Source organism: Gemmatimonas sp., from assembly GCF_046594945.1.
Classification (GTDB): Bacteria; Gemmatimonadota; Gemmatimonadetes; order Gemmatimonadales; family Gemmatimonadaceae; genus Gemmatimonas.
Genome location: NZ_JBKJRB010000040.1, coordinates 22,344 through 39,257 on the forward strand (window position 1 = coordinate 22,344; position 16,914 = coordinate 39,257).

At 64.5% G+C, this 16,914-nt stretch carries 14 protein-coding genes; all 14 read left to right on the top strand.

What is annotated here, in order from left to right:
* Window positions 1-3 precede the first annotated feature (3 nt).
* Window positions 4-1,008 (top strand): drug/metabolite exporter YedA, encoded by a 1,005-nt coding sequence (gene yedA, locus ACLL97_RS04725; protein ID WP_411279327.1) that lies wholly within the window; start codon window positions 4-6, stop codon window positions 1,006-1,008.
* Between the two features lie 57 nt (window positions 1,009-1,065).
* Window positions 1,066-1,428: a hypothetical protein gene (locus tag ACLL97_RS04730; RefSeq protein ID WP_411279328.1), complete on the top strand. Its 363-nt coding sequence runs from the start codon at window positions 1,066-1,068 to the stop codon at window positions 1,426-1,428.
* Between the two features lie 173 nt (window positions 1,429-1,601).
* Window positions 1,602-3,731 (top strand): GMC family oxidoreductase N-terminal domain-containing protein, encoded by a 2,130-nt coding sequence (locus ACLL97_RS04735; protein ID WP_411279329.1) that lies wholly within the window; start codon window positions 1,602-1,604, stop codon window positions 3,729-3,731.
* 54 nt (window positions 3,732-3,785) lie between these two features.
* The gene (locus ACLL97_RS04740; protein WP_411279330.1) at window positions 3,786-4,373 is read left to right on the top strand and encodes a MarR family winged helix-turn-helix transcriptional regulator; all 588 of its coding nucleotides are present in this window, start codon (window positions 3,786-3,788) and stop codon (window positions 4,371-4,373) included.
* A gap of 69 nt (window positions 4,374-4,442) precedes the next feature.
* A complete protein-coding gene (locus ACLL97_RS04745) occupies window positions 4,443-5,543 on the top strand; it encodes a pyridoxal-phosphate-dependent aminotransferase family protein (protein ID WP_411279331.1) in 1,101 nt (366 codons plus the stop codon).
* Window positions 5,544-5,593: 50 nt separating this feature from the next.
* Entirely contained in the window at window positions 5,594-6,538 is a 945-nt protein-coding gene (locus ACLL97_RS04750) for a 2-hydroxyacid dehydrogenase (RefSeq protein ID WP_411279375.1), read from the top strand.
* Window positions 6,539-6,673: 135 nt separating this feature from the next.
* The gene (locus ACLL97_RS04755) at window positions 6,674-7,549 is read left to right on the top strand and encodes an alpha/beta hydrolase (RefSeq protein WP_411279332.1); all 876 of its coding nucleotides are present in this window, start codon (window positions 6,674-6,676) and stop codon (window positions 7,547-7,549) included.
* Window positions 7,546-8,280 (top strand): DUF2461 domain-containing protein, encoded by a 735-nt coding sequence (locus tag ACLL97_RS04760; RefSeq protein WP_411279333.1) that lies wholly within the window; start codon window positions 7,546-7,548, stop codon window positions 8,278-8,280. The genes ACLL97_RS04755 and ACLL97_RS04760 overlap by 4 nt, the downstream gene beginning before the upstream one ends.
* Before the next feature lie 59 nt (window positions 8,281-8,339).
* On the top strand, window positions 8,340-9,167 hold the full coding sequence (locus ACLL97_RS04765; protein ID WP_411279334.1) for a VC0807 family protein: 828 nt from the start codon (window positions 8,340-8,342) through the stop codon (window positions 9,165-9,167).
* Between the two features lie 225 nt (window positions 9,168-9,392).
* Window positions 9,393-10,853: an alkaline phosphatase PhoX gene (locus tag ACLL97_RS04770; protein WP_411279335.1), complete on the top strand. Its 1,461-nt coding sequence runs from the start codon at window positions 9,393-9,395 to the stop codon at window positions 10,851-10,853.
* Window positions 10,854-10,886: 33 nt separating this feature from the next.
* Window positions 10,887-12,794 carry a cytochrome c peroxidase gene (locus tag ACLL97_RS04775; protein WP_411279336.1) on the top strand — a complete coding sequence of 636 codons (1,908 nt, stop codon included), beginning with the start codon at window positions 10,887-10,889 and terminating at the stop codon, window positions 12,792-12,794.
* 107 nt (window positions 12,795-12,901) lie between these two features.
* Window positions 12,902-13,990 carry a methyltransferase domain-containing protein gene (locus ACLL97_RS04780; protein ID WP_411279337.1) on the top strand — a complete coding sequence of 363 codons (1,089 nt, stop codon included), beginning with the start codon at window positions 12,902-12,904 and terminating at the stop codon, window positions 13,988-13,990.
* Window positions 13,991-14,040: 50 nt separating this feature from the next.
* On the top strand, window positions 14,041-16,524 hold the full coding sequence (locus ACLL97_RS04785) for a prolyl oligopeptidase family serine peptidase (protein WP_411279338.1): 2,484 nt from the start codon (window positions 14,041-14,043) through the stop codon (window positions 16,522-16,524).
* Complete coding sequence (locus ACLL97_RS04790) at window positions 16,479-16,901, top strand: YybH family protein (RefSeq protein ID WP_411279339.1); 423 nt, start codon at window positions 16,479-16,481, stop codon at window positions 16,899-16,901. The genes ACLL97_RS04785 and ACLL97_RS04790 overlap by 46 nt, the downstream gene beginning before the upstream one ends.
* Window positions 16,902-16,914: the final 13 nt, after the last annotated feature.

A 16,914-nucleotide genomic window follows, 5' to 3' on the forward strand; every position in this document is an offset into this window, starting at 1 on the left:
GCGATGACCTCCACGAACCGCCCGATCTCCACGAATGACGCCGACGCCGCGGATGCCCCCAGGCGCGACGGATCCTCAGCCACCGCTACGGCCACCGCCACCAAATGGCAGCTGATCGCCGGATTTTTGGTGATCTACATCGTTTGGGGGTCGACCTACTTGGCAATCCACTGGGGAGTAGAAACGATCCCGCCGTTCGGTATGGGTGCGGTTCGGTTTTTAGTTGCTGGCTCTATGTTGTACGCATGGTGCCGCTTTCGTGGCGCTAAAAAGCCGTCGGCAAGGCACTGGAAAGCGTCGGCCATTGTTGGCGCGCTGTTGCTCTTTGTGGGCAACGGCGCCGTCGCGTGGGCCAGTCAGCGCGTACCGTCAGGACTGACTTCTGTCCTCGTGGCCACGGTGCCGCTGTGGCTCGTACTCAGTGAACTCTGGCAAGGCAAGCGCCCCGACGTCCTCAAAGTTGTCGGGGTCCTCATTGGCCTCGCCGGTGTCGCCCTGCTTGTCGTGCCCACCGGCGGCGCCACTGCCACCGTTGACCCTCTCGGCGCCGTCGTCCTCGCCCTCGGCTCCCTGTCCTGGACTATCGGCTCGCTCTACTCGCGCACCGCCCGGCAAACCGCCTCGCCGGCGCTCGCGATCGCCATGCAGATGCTCGTTGGCGGGTCGCTGCTGCTCCTGTTGTCGCTTGGGCTCGGAGAGTGGACCCCGGAACTGCATGTCACCGCGCGATCGGCGGCCTCGCTGCTCTATCTGATCGTGTTCGGGTCACTGATTGGCTTCAGCACCTACATGTGGCTCCTCAAGGTGGCGAGCCCAGCGGCAGTGGGGACGTATGCTTACGTCAATCCGGCAGTCGCGGTATTGCTGGGCGTCCTACTGGCCGGTGAGCGGCTTCCCGCGCGCGCGGTCGCCGCGATGGCGGTCATCCTCGGCGGCGTCGCGATGGTCAGCATCGCCGGGGGTGGCGCCCGACGTATGGTCACGGCAGTCTGGCGCGCGCGCGCCTGAATCCTGAACCAGCAGTGCCTCGTACGGCACAGCGTACCCTCTTCTCCGGAGCTGCCTGTGCGCACCCACATCAAAATCGTCGGCATCGTCAACCTGCTCTATAGCGCGATCGGCGTGCTGGCCGCGGCGGGCGTGCTGCTCGGCGGCGTCTTCAGCTCGCTGGCCACGCTCAATCCCATCGTGCTGATCGTCGGTACGGTCACCAGTGCAATGATTGCCATCGTGATCGGCGCCATCAGTGTTTTCGGACTCATTGCGGGCTTTGCGCTGCTGAATCACCAGCAGTGGGCCCGCTACGTCATCCTGGTCGTTTCCGCGTTACGCCTGTTCCGCTGGCCGTGGGGGACGTTGTTCGGCGGCTACTCGATCTGGGTATTGATGCACGATGACACGCGTCAGCTGTTCGCAATGCGGTCGTAGGTCGCGGGTGTGGAGCACGGCCGACGCTCAGCAGTAGCAGGGGTCGGTAGAACTCCGCTGGCGAGATGGTGGGAAGCGCGGTAGCGTGCGGGAGTGAACGATGTCGCGGTGCCTATGCACCACATCGGCAGTGCAGCAGGACTGCGAGCCTCCCGCCCGCCCGCTTGAATCGCATGACCCTCGCGACCGCCGTTCTCTCAGCAATCCGTACGCCGCCCCGCGTGGTGCTGCCGCACCTGTCACGGGCGCAGCGCGCGTCACTGGCGGCGCTTGCCCGGTGCGTCCTGCGAGGGGCGCCGCCTAGCACCGAGACGGCAGACGAGTTCGTAGCGCGATGTGATGCGCGACTCGAGCTGCTCCCCGCGCATCGCCGTGCGCAGATGGGGTTGGCCCTCGATGTACTCGCGGCGCGCACGTCCGCGCTTTTGGCAATCGGCAAACCGACGCGCTTTGCCGCCCAGACCGCCGCCGATCAGACACGCTGCTTCGAGCGCTGGCTCAACTCACCGCTCGCCCCGCTGCGTTCGGCATCGCATTCGGTGCGTCGACTGCTCTTGGCGGTGCATTACGCGCGTCCGGAGGTCAGCCAGGCGATCGGCTATGCCGGGCCGATGCATCTGCGAGCGCCGCGCGTGTCGTGGGAAGGTTCCATGTCTGGCGTCAGTCGAGTCGACGAACCGGTGGCGCGCGGCCAGGTACATCTGCCCTCGCGTATCGCGCCCGCCCCGCTGCCACGGGGGGTTATTCCCGCTGTCGCCATGCGCGCCGACGGGCATCGCACCGCAGACGTGGTGGTGATCGGCACCGGTGCCGGCGGTGCCGTGACCGCCGCCCGATTGGCCGAAGCCGGCTTCGACGTGATCATGCTGGAGTCGGGCGCCTATCGTACGCGGGCCGATTTCGATGAACGCGAGGCCGAGCTGACGGAGCAGCTGTATGCCGACGGCGCGCTGCGGACCACCGATGATGCATCGGTGGCGTTGGTGCAGGGCAACACGGTGGGCGGATCGACCACGGTGAACTGGATGATCATGCTGCGCACTCCGGAATTTGTGCTCGATCAATGGGCGACGGAGTCGGGCGTGTATGGCATGACGCCGCGGGAGATGGGCGCCGTATTCGAGCGCGTGGAGCGCGAGGTGCACGCCAGCGCTGTCCCGGCAGACGCGCATTCGGCCAACAATCGCATTCTGCTGGACGGTGCGCGGTCATTGGGATGGAAGGTGTCCACGGCGCAAATCAATGCCGTCAACTGCGTGCGCTGCGGCTTCTGCGGCGTGGGCTGTCGGCATGACGCCAAGCAATCCACACTGGTGACGTACGTGCCGCGCGCGCTCGTTGCTGGTGCGACGCTATACGCCGATACGCACGTCGATCGCCTCGAGGTGCGCGAGCGAGACACCGGGGCGGGCACGCCGCCGCTCAAGCGCGTGCATGCCACGGTGCGCGATCCGTACTCCGGGCGTCCGGCACGTGCGCTCACTATCGATGCCCCAATCGTCGTCGTGGCCGGTGGGGCCATCGGCACCCCGGCGCTGCTGCAGCGCTCGGGACTTGGTGGTGGCGGGGTCGGTCAGTGGTTGCGCCTGCACCCCACGACGGCGGTCTGGGGGCGCTACGACCGCGAGATCGTGGCCAGTACCGGCATTTCGCTCAGCACCATGTGCGACGAGCATCTGCGTTGGCGCGGCACCGACTTCGGCTTCTGGATCGAGACGCCGCCGATGCACCCGTCGTTCACGGCGGCGGCGATGCCCGGGTTTGGCCAGTCGCACGGCGCGTTGATGTCGTCGTTCAATCAACTCGGCGTCCTGATTGGCCTCACCCGCGACGGGGCCGAGCGCACGCGATCGAGCGGTCGCGTGCGGGTCAATCGTCGCGGTGAGACGTCGATCGAGTATGCCTTGACACCGGAAGACCAGCGTCGGGTGCGGGCGTCACTGTCGGCCACGGCGGAGCTGCATTTTGCGGCCGGCGCCCAGGAGGTGGGCACCATGCACTCCACGCCAATTGTGGTGCGTTCGGCGGCCGACGTGGGCCGGTTGGAGGAGGGGTCCGTCGGTCCGAATCGTATCGGGCTCTTCTCGGCCCACGTGAATGGCACCTGTCGTATGGGGACCGATCCGACCACGTCGGGGGCAACGCCGGAGGGCGAGCGGCACGGCGTGCGAGGGCTGTACATTTCCGATGGGTCGCTGCTTCCCACGTCCCTCGGCGTGAACCCGCAGGAAACGATCATGGCGATCGCGACTGTGCTCGCCGAGCGCATGGCGATGCGACACGCGAGTGTGACCCGCACTTAGTCGTGCGGGTGAACGCTCCACCGCCGTCTCCGTCCTCCGACAACCAACGCCCGCATGAGTAAGGGAGAGAAGAAACGCCGCCGCGCCCTCGATGCCTATTCGACGCTGCAGCGCGCTGCCTCGATGGCGGCCGCGCAGGTCGAGCAAGCGGTGCATCCATTCGGGCTTTCAGCGTCGCAGTTCGGTGTGTTGGAAACACTGCAGTCGCGTGGGCCCGTACACCAGCAGGAGCTGGCCGAGGCACTGGGGCGCAGCAAGGCGCAGATGACCGCGATCATCGACGCGCTCGAAGCGCGCGGCTGGGTGCGTCGTGAGCGGCACGCGACCGACCGGCGTTTCATCTCGGTGTATCTCACGGACGACGGGCGCGAGGTGCTGGTGAGCACCGCGCCCGCCCGCAGTGATGCGATTGTGGGGATCATGCGCGAACTGAGCGGTGAGCAGCGGGCGCGACTGGCGCGGCTATGCCGGCGATTACTGCGGGTGCTCGATCCCGATCAGGCGAATGAGCCACCCGACGATGCACACGTGGACGCGCCGGCGGATGCACGCCAGGATGCGCCGGACGACGAACCCGATGATGATTCCGACGACGAGCTGGATACCCCGGCCGTCGATACCACGTTTCCCTCTCCGACGTAATCGATGGCCGGACGCCACTTCCTTCAGATCCCGGGACCCACACCGGTTCCCGACCGACTACTCCGCGTCATGCACCGAGCGATGGAAGATCATCGCTCGTCGGCATTTCCGGCGCTCACGCGATCGATCCTTTCGCGACTGCCGCAGGTTGTGCATCAGACGAAGGGCGAGCCATTTGTCTTCCCCGCCACGGGCACGGCGATGTGGGAAGCGGCACTTGTGAACACGGTGAATCCTGGCGGGCGACTGCTGGCAGTGCGTTTCGGACAGTTTTCGCACCTGTTCATCCAGACCGCGCGCGCCCTGGGCTATCAGGTGGATGTGATCGAAGAGCCATGGGGCGACGTGGCCGATCCGGCGCGGATTGAAGCGGCGTTGGCCGCCGATACGGCGCACGAGATTCAGGGCGTGCTGCTGGTGCACAATGAAACGGCCACTGGTGTTACGAGCGACGTGGCGGCGGTGCGCGCGGCGATTGATCGTGCGAAACATCCGGCGCTGTTGTTGGTGGACGGCGTGAGTTCGATCGCCAGTCTCGACTTCCAGTTCGATGCGTGGGGAGTGGACTGTGCAATTACCGGCACGCAGAAGGGTTTCATGCTTCCCGCGGGACTTGGCATTCTCTACCTGAGCGAGAAGGCGCTGGCGCGCGTCGAGGCTTGCCTGATGCCGCGCGCCTATTTCGATTTGCGACCGATGCGTACGAATAACGCGCAAGGCTTCTTCCCGAGCACGCCGGCGTTGTCGTTGCTGTTCGGTCTCGACGAAGCGCTCACGATGTTGCTTGAGGAAGGGATGGACGCCGTGGCCGAGCGGCACCGGTTCCTGGCCAACGGGGTGCGGGCTGCGGTCAACGCCTGGGGACTGCGTCAGTGTGCGAAGCGCCCGGAGATTGCGTCGAACTCGCTCACCGCGGTGATGGTACCCGACGGGCATGATGCACGTCGCGTCATCGAGCTCGCGTTCACGCGCTACGACATTTCGCTGGGTTCGGGATTGAACGAGGTGGCCGGTAAGGTGTTTCGCATCGGTCACCTCGGTGACACGAACAGCCTCACGCTGGCGGGGGCGTTGTCGGGCGTCGAGATGGCGCTGTGCGATGCCGGGATTCCGATCACGCTCGGCAGCGGCGTGGGTGCTGCCCTGCAGCAGTGGCGCGTGTCCGCGTGAGCGCGCTCTCGACGGATACGAAAAGCATCCGCGTGGTGGTCACGCGCAAAATGCCGGCCGCGGTGGAAGCGGAGATTGCGGCACGCTACGATGCCCTGTTCAACAAGACGGACGTGGCGCTGGCGCCGGATCAGCTCAAGCAGGTACTGCAGCAGGCGGACATCGTGATGACTACGGTCACCGACCGTTGGAGCGAAGAATTCTTCAACACGCCAGGGATCCGCACGCGTCTCCTCTGCAACGTAGGTGTGGGCGTGAATCACATCAACGTCGCGGCCGCGAAGCGAGCGGGGATCACAATCAGCAATACCCCCGATGTTGTGACCGATGACACGGCGGACATTGCGATCGCGCTGATCCTGATGACGATGCGCCGTCTGGGTGAGGGCGAGCGTCACGTCCGCAGCGGCGCGTGGGGCGGACTGCGTCCGACGTTCATGCTGGGGCGCACGTTGCGTGGAAAGACGCTGGGGATCGTGGGCTACGGGCGCATCGGCCGCGCGGTGGCGCGTCAGGCAGCGGCCGCGTTCGACATGAAGATCATCTATCATGCGCCGCGTGATCCGCGCATCGATGATCCGGCCACGGCCGGACCGGCTGGTGCTGAGCGCATGGAGTCGCTGGACGCGCTGCTGGCACGGGCCGATGTGGTCTCGCTGCATTGCCCGGCCACCCCGGAAACGCGCCATCTCATGAACGCCCGCACGCTCGCGCTGATGCCCGCGCACGCGTATCTCGTGAACACCGCGCGCGGTGATGTGGTCGACGAAGCCGCGCTTACCGCGGTCTTGAAAGAGCGGAAAATCGCCGGCGCCGGTCTCGACGTGTACGAATTCGAGCCCAGCGTGACCCCCGAACTCAAGGAACTCGAGAACGTCGTACTGATACCGCATCTCGGTAGCGCGACGATCGAGACGCGCACCAACATGGGCATGCGCGCCCTCCGCAATCTCGACCAGTTCGTCTCCACCGAAACCGTAACCGACCTCGTGTAGCCTGCGCAGGCAGGAATACGCGTCACCCTTCCCAGCTTAGCTTGCCACCACACCAGTCCTGAGGCCCCGGTACTTCCGGTCGCCCGAGCACGTTCCTGACTAAACGGCTTCCCGGCCCCTCACACGTTCGCCACCGTGGTTCATGCTGGGCTCTCCGACGAGCTACACCCCACACCGCCGGTTCCTCGGGTGGTGGGTTCACTGTTGCACTTCACGGAGATTCGTTCTCGGTTCCTACCGCATCCGCACGATGTGATCGTCTGTCTGCCGCCGGAATACGAGCTGAACAGCGACCGTCGGTACCCGGTGCTGTATCTGCACGACGGGCAGAATGTGTTCGACGATCTCGCGATGTCGCCCTTTGGTGTGCAGTGGGGCATCGACACGACGGCGCGCGCGCTCATGCACGCGCAGGTCATCGAGCCGATGATCATCGTCGCGATCGGCAATGCGGGGCGCGATCGGATCGACGAGTACACCCCCACGCGCGACAACGCACACGACGCTGGCGGCTTGGCCGATCGGTATGGACAGATGCTGGTGTACGAGCTCAAGCCGTGGGTGGATCACAACTGGCGAACGCGTCGCGGCGCGCGCGACACCGGACTGGCGGGCAGCTCACTGGGCGGATTGCTCACGCTGCATCTCGGGCTGACGCACTCGGCGGTGTTCGGAAAGCTCGGATTACTGTCGCCGAGTGTGTGGTGGGATGACCGGTGGATCGTGCGTCAATTGGTGGCCAACAATGGCCTGCGTCCCGAGCTCAAGATCTGGCTCGACGTGGGAACGGGGGAGTCGCGTATGCTGAAAGGAACGCGATTGCTGTATCGCATGTTGTTGCGAAAGGGGTGGCAGCCCGGGCACGACCTGCTGTACATGGAAGCGGATGGCGCGCTACATGATGAGCGGGCGTGGGGCGAGCGCTCCGGTCTCTTCCTGCGCTTTCTTTTTCCGGCGACATCGACGTCGATCGACGCGATCGCAATGTCGATGTCCTCGGGGATGTCATGAGTACGGTAATCGGCGACAACTTCACGCGGTTCACGCCAAAGGCGTTCACGTTCCTGCGTGGTATCGCGAAGAACAATCGCAAGGAATGGTTCGAGGAGCATCGCCCTGACTTCGAACGCGACATCAAGCGGCCGCTGGCGCTGCTGGTGGAAGAGGTCGACGTGCATCTTGCCACGATTGCGCCGGAAATCGTGGGGTCGCCGAAGAAGTCGGTGTTCCGCATTCACCGCGATGTGCGTTTTTCGAAGAACAAAGCACCGTACAAAACGCACGCCGCCTGCTGGTTCTTTCATCGCGATGCGGGGCGCGGCGTGGGCACCGAAGCGGTGCACGGCGGTGCGGGATTCTACTTTCACATCGAGCCCGGCAAGTCGTTCTGCGGGGGCGGCATTTGGATGCCACCGCGGTCGGCGGTGAACAAGATCCGCCAAGCCCTTACCGACGACCTCGAAGGATTTGAGGAGATCGTGAAGGGGCGCACCTTTCGCCGCCGCTTCGGCGATCTGGACACTGACGGCATGCTGACGCGCTTGCCACGGGGATTCGCTGCCGACCATCCCGCGGAGCCTTGGCTGCGGTATCAGTCGTACACGGCGTGGACGGAGCTCACCCCCGATGACGTGACGAGCCCGAAGCTGCCGCAGACGCTGGCGAAGCATTTTGCGGTGATGACGCCGTTCATCCGGTGGGTGAATGGGGCGTTGGGGCTGGGGCAGGCGACGAGTCGATAGTTCGCAGGTTTCTCCCCGCCGGTACCGCCCAGCCCCGGCAATCGTGAGATTCCCTGTCCATGTCGAAAACCCTCAAGCTCGCCCTGGATATCCTGATCGGCGCCGTCGCGCCGGTGGTAATCCTGAAGTACGGCACCGCCCCGCTCGGGACGCTCAACGCGTACTTGCTGTCGGCGTTCGTACCGGTGGTGTGGGTGATGCTCGACCTGTTCGTGATCACGCGTCGGTTCAACTTCATCACCACCTTCGTCGGTTTGTCGGCGGTGATGCGTGGGGCCTTGGCGTTCTGGTACGTGGATGGCGCGCTGTTCGCGTTCAAGGACAGCACCAGCTATTTGCTGTCGTTCGTCGTGTTCGGCGTGACGGCGTTCGTGGGCATTCCCGTCACGCGCTCGATCGCGCTGCAGGGGCTGGGGCCCGATTCGCCCGAGCGCGAGCTGCAGCTGGATCGGCTGCTCGACGAACCGACTGTACGGAAAGTGATGAAGCGCGCCGGGTTGCTGATCGGTGTGACCAATCTCGGCGCCGGCGCAGTGAACTATGTGATCAACTTCCGTATGGTGGTCGCCCCGTTCAATACGCCGGCGTTCAATGATCAGGTCGCGAACGTGAACGCGATCACGCGGCTCGTGCTGGTGCTCCCCGACATGATTGCGATCTTCTTCGCCTTCTCGATGATGTACAAGGCGATGTACGCGCTGCTGCCGGCCGACGAAGGGGCCGGTCCCGATGCCGGCGAGTTCTGGACGCTGCTGGCGCGCCGGGAAGACGCGCTGGCGCTGGTGAGCGGTGAGTCCAGCGGTAACGCGCTCAGAGCCGCGCTCAGTGCCGACGATGCCCAGCACCGGGCGGCGCGTCAGGCGCGGGAAGAGTTCGGCCTGAGCTGAGGCGAGCTGCGGCGGCGGTAGAACGCGGCGTCGTCGCCGAGACACAGATTTATTCACCCGTTCGGATGGCACGCCTTTCGCCGTTTTGCGACCGCTCGGTGACCGTTCGGTGACACAAGCGTGAGGGAATTGTCGCCTCGCCCCCCGTATGTCCGGCGTCCGATACGATCACGATGTCGATCGTTTCATTCGCTACGCATTACACACATCGAGGACGCAGGACGCATGCGCATTCCTTCCAACTTCGCTTCCCGGACGCTCGCCGCGTCGTGCAGCCTGTTCGTGGCGGCGTGCCGTGACGACGCCGGTACCGACATCAAGCCCCTTGCGCCCATCGCGCTCAAGAATCAGTCGGTCACACCGGTGTTGGCGCAGTCACTGATCTCCGGCGTCGAGATCTACAGCCTGATCGGCAGTGATGATCAGCTCCCCGGTTCGCCAAGCTACGTGTTCGGCGGGTCGGCCGATGGGGCTGGATTCACGCGCAACACTGACGGCAGCTTCACGGTGCTGGTGAATCACGAAGACAACTTCGCGGTATCACGCGTGAAGTTCGATGCCACCCTCAAGCCGATCTCCGGTGACTACATCGTGAACTCGACGGCGGGTCGCTATCGACTCTGCTCGGCCACGTTGGCGACGCCGGAAACGCACGGCTTCGGCCCGCTCTTCCTCACCAACGGCGAAAGCAACGAAGAGTCGGAGATTCTCGCGGTCGATCCGTCGGCTCCGGCCAACACACCCCGCTACCTCGCCGGCCTCGGTCGATGGAACTCGGAGCAGTCGCTCCCACTGCCCACGATTGCCTATCCGAATCGCACGGTCATTCTGATCGGCGACGACGATTCCAGCGCCGAAGGCGGTCAACTTGCCATGTACGTATCGAATACCGTCGGCGATCTCGACAACGGCAATTTGTATGTGCTGGCGCGTACCGACAACAATACGCGTGAGCGCGACATGGTCGTCGGCCAAAGCTATCCCGTCCAGTTCCGGCAGATCGCGAACCAAAAGACATTGACCGGCCGACAGATCAATCTGGCCACCGTCACGGTCAACGCGATGCGCTTCGCTCGCGTGGAAGATGTCGACTATCGGAAGGGTTCCGCGGCCAACAGCCGCGAGATCTACTTCACGGTCACGGGTCAGAACAACGCCGGCGTGAACGCCGACTACAGCCGCAGCAAGTACGGTCGCGTGTACCGCGTGAAGCTCGACGAGCGCAGCCCGCTCAGCGGCACGCTCGAACTGGTTCTGGACGGTGACGATCGCAACGGTCCCGCCAAGCTGTTCCAGAACCCCGACAACATTTACGTTGGCACGAACTATGTGTATGCGCAGGAAGATGACAACGGCTACGGCGACGAGACGCACGACGGCTACATCTACCAGTACAACATCGCGACCAAGGAAGTTCGTCCGGTGATCGAACTCGATCATCGTCGCACGGCGACCGATGCGGCCATCTACAATGCCGTCGGTGGACGTCCAGCGGGTAAGGCCGGCTGGGAGTACGGTGCCATGGTCGATGTCTCGACTGAGTTGGGTCAGGAGAACACGTTCATGCTATCGTTGCAGCCGCACTCGTGGCGTGCCGCAAAGTATCAGGGTGTGGATGGTGGTACCGTGCGCCCCACTGAGAATCAGGCCAGCCAGTTGGTGCTCGTGAAGGGGCTGCCGCGCTAATGCTCACTGCTGCTCTCGAGTAGCGTACGGCGTATGCGAATTCAGATGGTGATCGCGGCGAGCCTTCTCTCGCTCGCCGCGTGTCGCAACCCAACGCCCGCCGCCGACACGAGCGGCGGAACCACGAGCGGCGGAACCACGAACGGCGGAACCACGAACGGCGGAACCACGAACGGCGATCCGCGTGCTATGCAAACGGCGGCTATCTGGCGGGCCGAGATGGATACGCTGGTTGCGCGCGTCGACACGCTCGACCGCATTGTGCTCGCTCTCGACACCGATGCCGATGTCGAACGTGCGCGGGCGGCATTCATCTCCGCGCGCATGGCATTCAAGCGCGTTGAGCTCGCCTTGGAGTACTACGCCCCAACGACGTCACGCGATCTCAATGGCGCGGCGCTGCCACACGTGGAGGAGGAGGAAGGGCCCGACATCGTGACGCCGCCAACCGGATTTCAGGTGGTGGAGGAGATCCTGTTCGGTGAGGCGCCGATGCTGGAGCGTGCGGAGTTGCGACAGGAAGTACGTGCCCTGCAGCAGATTCTTACGCGCGCGCGCACCATGATCGGCGCACAACGTGTGACTGACGATCGCGTGTGGGATGCGACCAAACTCGAAGTGGCCCGCATCACTACGCTCGGCATTACCGGGTTCGATTCACCGGTTGCCGGACAGTCCTTGGCTGAAGCCGAGGCCACACTCGAGGGGATTGCGCAGACGCTGCGCCCGTACCGCAACACCGTAGGGCGTTGGGATACCGTGGACTCGCTGCTGACCGGCGCCCGGGGGGTGCTGCTGGCAGGGACCGATCGCGATTCCTTCGATCATCTCGCGTTCATCGTTCGCTTCGCCAATCCGCTCGCGCGTGCGCTGCACGCGCAGCGCGCGGCCCTCGGCATTGGCGTGCCCGACGAGCGCCGCGCGTTCCGCAAAGACGCGGCCACCCTGTTCGATGCCGAGGCGTTCGACCCGCTCGCGTTCGCACCACTCGATGTCCGAGCGGAGTCCGAGGTCCGCCTCGCCCTGGGTCGAACGCTCTTTCGGGATGCGCGCCTCTCGGGTGACCGTTCGCTCGCCTGCAGTAGCTGCCACATCCCCGAGCGGGCGTTCACGGATGGATTGAAGGCCAGCCCAGGCCGTCGGGGGCAGCCGCTTCCACGCAACACGCCGACAGTGATCAACATCGGCCTGCAGGTCGGCTCGTTCAGCGACCTGCGCACGACCTACCTCGAGGATCAGGTCACCGAGGTCGTGCAGAGCCCCAATGAGATGCATGCGCGTCTCGCCGACGTCGCGGCGCTGCTGCGAGCGGACACGGCAATGGCCACGCGGTTTCGTGTGGCCTTCCCGAGCCCGCCCGGCGGTCGCGACTCACTCGTAACGGCGGCGCGCATCCGGCGCGCGTTGGCGGCCTATCTCCGCGGTCTGAACGCGATGGCGTCGCCGGTGGATCGCGCCCTCCGTGGTGACACCGCCGCCTTGAGCGCCGATGAGCGCGCGGGCTTCAACGTGTTCGTGGGCAAGGGAAAGTGCGCGACCTGTCACTTCCTACCGCTGACGAATGGGACCGTGCCACCGATGTTCCAAAAGACGGAGGTGGAGGTGCTCGGTGTGCCGATACGCGCCGTGACGTCCGGCGGTCGTGTCGATCCCGATGTGGGTCGCTATCGGATCGCGATTGCCGCTCCCAACAAGTATGCCTTCCGAACGCCGACGCTGCGGAACGTCAGCCTGACGGCGCCATACATGCACAATGGCGCATACCCCACGCTGGAGTCGGTGCTCGACTTTTACGATCGCGGTGGAGGAGCAGGGATCGGCGTCGAGCTGGATCATCAGACGCTCCCCTCGACGCCACTCAAGCTCACCGCGCCGGAGAAGCGGTCGCTGGTCCGGTTCCTCCGAGCACTGACCGACACCACGGGGACGCAGCGGCGATAGCAGCGGTCGTCGGTCTCAACCATACGGCAAACGGTGAAGCCGACACTGGCGCACGGACCGCCGAGAACCCAGACTCCACAGGTCGACATTCTCATGCCGGGTCTCGTATGGCTACGCTGATCGCCCCCGAAACCGCCGCGGCCAGTACGCGCGCCTTTCCTGCTCAGACCGGTCGCCCTTGGGGACGGCCGCGTCGTGCGCGTCATGATATTGGTCACCATGAGCTGACCGGTCAGTTCCGTATCGATCTGCGCGATCAGGCCCCCGACCTGTTCAACGACGTCAGCGCGATGGATTGGTCGAGGCTGACGTGGCGCGATGTGGGCCGACCGTATCGCACCGAGAAGTGGTCGAGTGCGTGGAAGAGCTACGAGCAGGAGCACCAGCACCCGCTGCCCATCAGCGACGGCTGGCGTCTGTTCAATACGGCGTTTCATCAGTTCTTCCTGACCGACGTGCCCGAAGCGCAGCAACAGGCCAAGGCGCAGTTCGGTGAAGCGCTGTCGCGTATGGAACTGCATGACGCGAAGGAGGCGCTGCAGGACATCACCTACCTTGCCGTCTGGAACAAGATCATGCGCGTGGAAGACGCGGTGTGGGATCCCCGCGGCAAGCGTGCGCTGTTCGCCGGACTCGACGTGAAGAAGCCGCGCATTCTGTTTCTTGGGGCCGCCGATGGCTACGAGGCGATGCAGCTGGCGGCGATGTATCCGGGCGGCGAGATCGTGCTGGTGGACTACGATGCCTTCTGCGCCACCGAGCGCTTCGGCAAGTTTCCCCTCGACTATCCGTTTCTGGGCGTCGACCCGACCACTGGACATCAGCGCGTGTGGTATCGCGACGAGATGCCGATCCATTTTGAGGTCGCCGACATTCGCGATCTACAATACGGACGGGAGTTCGATGTTGTGGTGTCGATTGGGCTGCTGGAACACTTCCCGGATTCACACAAGGCCGAGTGCCTCGAGATGCACCGGCGATTCCTCAAGCCGGGCGGCAAGGTGGTCATGACCACGCCGCGCAATCAGTTCAAGTCGCGAGTGTTCTACCATCTCATGGCCGACTGGATGAATCACGGCTATCGCGAACTGATGGACGTGCGGCAGATGGGGTTGTATTGCCACGAGAACGGCTTTGACATTCAGCGGGCCGGCGTGATCAAGGCGCACAATGGGTTAGTGATGACGCTCCGGTAGCGGAGATCGCTCATGCAGTTTGCAGGTCCACTCTGATCATCGGGAAACGTGTGACTTTTTTCTCTCGCTCGCGGCGTCACGTCGCATCACATCACGTTGCCTCGCGTCGCCTGCCGCCATTCGCGGTACTCGTGCTGCTGGCGCCGTCCATCGCGCCTCGTACGGTGCAGGCGCAGTACCGGCAGCCGCCGCCACCGATCGCACAAATTCTCGATCAGCCGGCGACACCGCTGGTGCAGATGAGTCCCGATCGTCAGCGGCTCTTGCTTCTGGAACGTCCGGCCCTGCCACCGATCAGTGAAGTCGCCGCGTTCGAGTATCGATTGGCGGGTTTGCGCTTCGATCCGAAGACCAGTGGCCCCACGCGTGGCCAGAGTTATACGGGACTGTCGCTGCAGTCGGTCACGGGCGGCGCGGCGCGCAAGATTCAGGCGTCGATTCCTGCCGGTAGCAGCATCGAAAACGTGTCGTGGTCTGCCGACGGACAAAAGATTGCGTTCACCGTGACCAACGACGATGCGATTACGCTGTGGATCGCCGATGTCGCGACGGCCCAGGCAAAACCGCTCACGTCGCAACGTCTCACGGCCATTCTCGGTAGTCCCTGTTCGTGGGTGTCGACGGTGTCACTCGCCTGCACGTTCGTGCCAGCACTTCGTGGCGCGGCCCCGGCCATGACAGCCGCGCCGGAAGGCCCGATCGTTCAAGAGGCGCTCACCGGTCGGAGCGATCGCGCCGCCACGTATCAGGATCTGCTCAAGAGTCCGTTCGACGAGGCGATCTTTGCGCACTACGGCACGGCGCAGCTCGCACTCGTGTCGCTCGATGGCACGATCAAGACACTCGGTGCGCCCGGCCTACGCACCGATGTGAGCGCGTCGCCGGATGGCCGCTTCCTGCTGGTGAGCACGCTGTCGCGACCTTTCTCGTATACGGTACCACTCAACTACTTCCCGACGCGCACCGAAGTGTGGTCGATGGACGGTGCCGTCGTGAAGTCGATCGTGAGCCGTCCGCTCATCGAGCGCGTGCCGTGGGGCGGCAACGGCGCACTGGCCGGTATTCGCAATGTGCAGTGGCGTCGCGATGTGAATGCGACGTTGGCGTGGATCGAAGCGCTCGATGGCGGCGACAGCGATTCGAAGGCGGACAAGCGCGACCGCATCGCGCTGTTGGAGGCGCCGTTCACCGGTACGCCGAGAACGCTGCTCGAAACCAGCTGGCGCGCCGGCGCCATCACATGGAGTACGCCCGGACTCGCCATCGCGCGCGAAAACGAAGGCAAGACGCGCCAGTCGCGCGCGTGGATCATCGATCCGTCGGGGGCCAAGGCGCCGCGGTTGCTTTGGGAACGCTCCAGCGAGGATCGCTACGCCGATCCTGGTGATTTCCTGACCATGCGCGACGCGCGCGGACAGACGGTGCTGCTGACGACGCCCGACAAGAACGTCGCGTTCCTCAGCGGTTTGGGCGCCGGTTCAGCAGGCGATCGTCCGTTCGTGGACCGCTTCGACCTTATCACGGCACGGAAAACGCGGCTGTTCCAGAGCGCCGCGCCGTACTACGAGCAGCCCATTGGTATGCTTGATGCCAACGGCACCGTTGCGCTGACCCGCCGCGAGTCGAAGGCCGACGCACCCAACTACTTCGTGCGCGATCTCGTGCGCACGATCGCACCGCGTCCGCTCACGCAGTTCACCGATCCGGCTCCGGTGTTCGCTGGTGTCACCAGTCAGCTGATCACCTACACGCGTCCCGATGGTGTGAAGCTATCGGCCACGATCTATCTGCCGGCCGGTTACGACAGGGCAAAGGATGGCCCGTTGCCTTTCTTCCTGTGGGCGTATCCGCTGGAGTTCCGCTCGCGTGAAGCGGCGTCGCAGGTGGTGGGCTCGCCGTATCGCTTCGTGCGGCCGAGCGGCGCGTCGCATCTCTTCATGCTGACGCAGGGCTACGGCGTGATGGACAACCCGACCATGCCGATCGTCGGCGTGGACGGCAAGGAGCCGAACGACACGTACGTGGAGCAGCTCACGGCCAGTGCGAAGGCCGCCGTCGATACGATTGTGGCGATGGGCGTCGCGGACCGCGATCGCATCGGTGTTGGCGGGCACTCGTATGGCGCGTTCATGACGGCGAACCTACTGGCACATACGCGACTGTTCCGCGCTGGCGTTGCGGAAAGCGGCGCCTACAATCGCACGCTCACGCCGTTCGGCTTCCAAGGGGAGGAGCGCACCTACTGGGATGCGCCGGAGCTGTACGGTGCGATGTCACCGTTTACCTACGCGAACAAGATCAAGGATCCGATCCTGCTGGTGCACGGCATGGCCGACAACAACACCGGCACGTATCCCATCCAAAGTGAACGGATGTATCACGCGCTCAAGGGCAACGGGGCAACCACGCGATACGTGCAGCTTCCCGGTGAAGCACACGGCTATCGCGCGCGCGAAAGCGTGGGACAGGCGCTCGCCGAGATGACAGCGTGGCTCGACCAGTATGTGAAGACGAAGAAGCGCACGACGATGTGATGATGGGCGACACGCAGATTCGTGAATTGCGCGCGCAATCCAATCAGGCGATTGCCGCGCATGACGCCGACCGTACGGTAGCGTTCATGGCGCCGGACATCGTGGTCGGCGTAGCCGGCGGCCCCACACTCCATGGGCGTGCGGCTTCGCGCGCGGCCTTCGCTGAACAGTTTGCCGATCGTGCGTTCGTGACCTACGTGCGCACGATCGAGCGGGTCACGCAGACGGAGCCGCTGCGCGCCACTGAACGCGGTCGCTGGGTCGGCCGGTGGCGCCTCACATCAGGCATGCACGAGCAGGGTGGCAGTTACACCGCCCAGTGGCACTTCAGCGAAATGGGCTGGTTGATTTACTCGGAGACATTCGTTGAAGCGTAGGGTGCGCTGAGTC

What these genes read in the sequence shown, in the direction of transcription:
- yedA (WP_411279327.1), top strand. Translation starts at nt 4, where the DNA reads ATGACCTCCACGAACCGCCCGATCTCCACGAATGACGCCGACGCCGCG.
- ACLL97_RS04735 (WP_411279329.1), top strand. Translation starts at nt 1,602, where the DNA reads ATGACCCTCGCGACCGCCGTTCTCTCAGCAATCCGTACGCCGCCCCGC.
- ACLL97_RS04740 (WP_411279330.1), top strand. Translation starts at nt 3,786, where the DNA reads ATGAGTAAGGGAGAGAAGAAACGCCGCCGCGCCCTCGATGCCTATTCG.
- ACLL97_RS04745 (WP_411279331.1), top strand. Translation starts at nt 4,443, where the DNA reads ATGCACCGAGCGATGGAAGATCATCGCTCGTCGGCATTTCCGGCGCTC.
- ACLL97_RS04750 (WP_411279375.1), top strand. Translation starts at nt 5,594, where the DNA reads ATGCCGGCCGCGGTGGAAGCGGAGATTGCGGCACGCTACGATGCCCTG.
- ACLL97_RS04760 (WP_411279333.1), top strand. Translation starts at nt 7,546, where the DNA reads ATGAGTACGGTAATCGGCGACAACTTCACGCGGTTCACGCCAAAGGCG.
- ACLL97_RS04765 (WP_411279334.1), top strand. Translation starts at nt 8,340, where the DNA reads ATGTCGAAAACCCTCAAGCTCGCCCTGGATATCCTGATCGGCGCCGTC.
- ACLL97_RS04770 (WP_411279335.1), top strand. Translation starts at nt 9,393, where the DNA reads ATGCGCATTCCTTCCAACTTCGCTTCCCGGACGCTCGCCGCGTCGTGC.
- ACLL97_RS04775 (WP_411279336.1), top strand. Translation starts at nt 10,887, where the DNA reads ATGCGAATTCAGATGGTGATCGCGGCGAGCCTTCTCTCGCTCGCCGCG.
- ACLL97_RS04780 (WP_411279337.1), top strand. Translation starts at nt 12,902, where the DNA reads ATGGCTACGCTGATCGCCCCCGAAACCGCCGCGGCCAGTACGCGCGCC.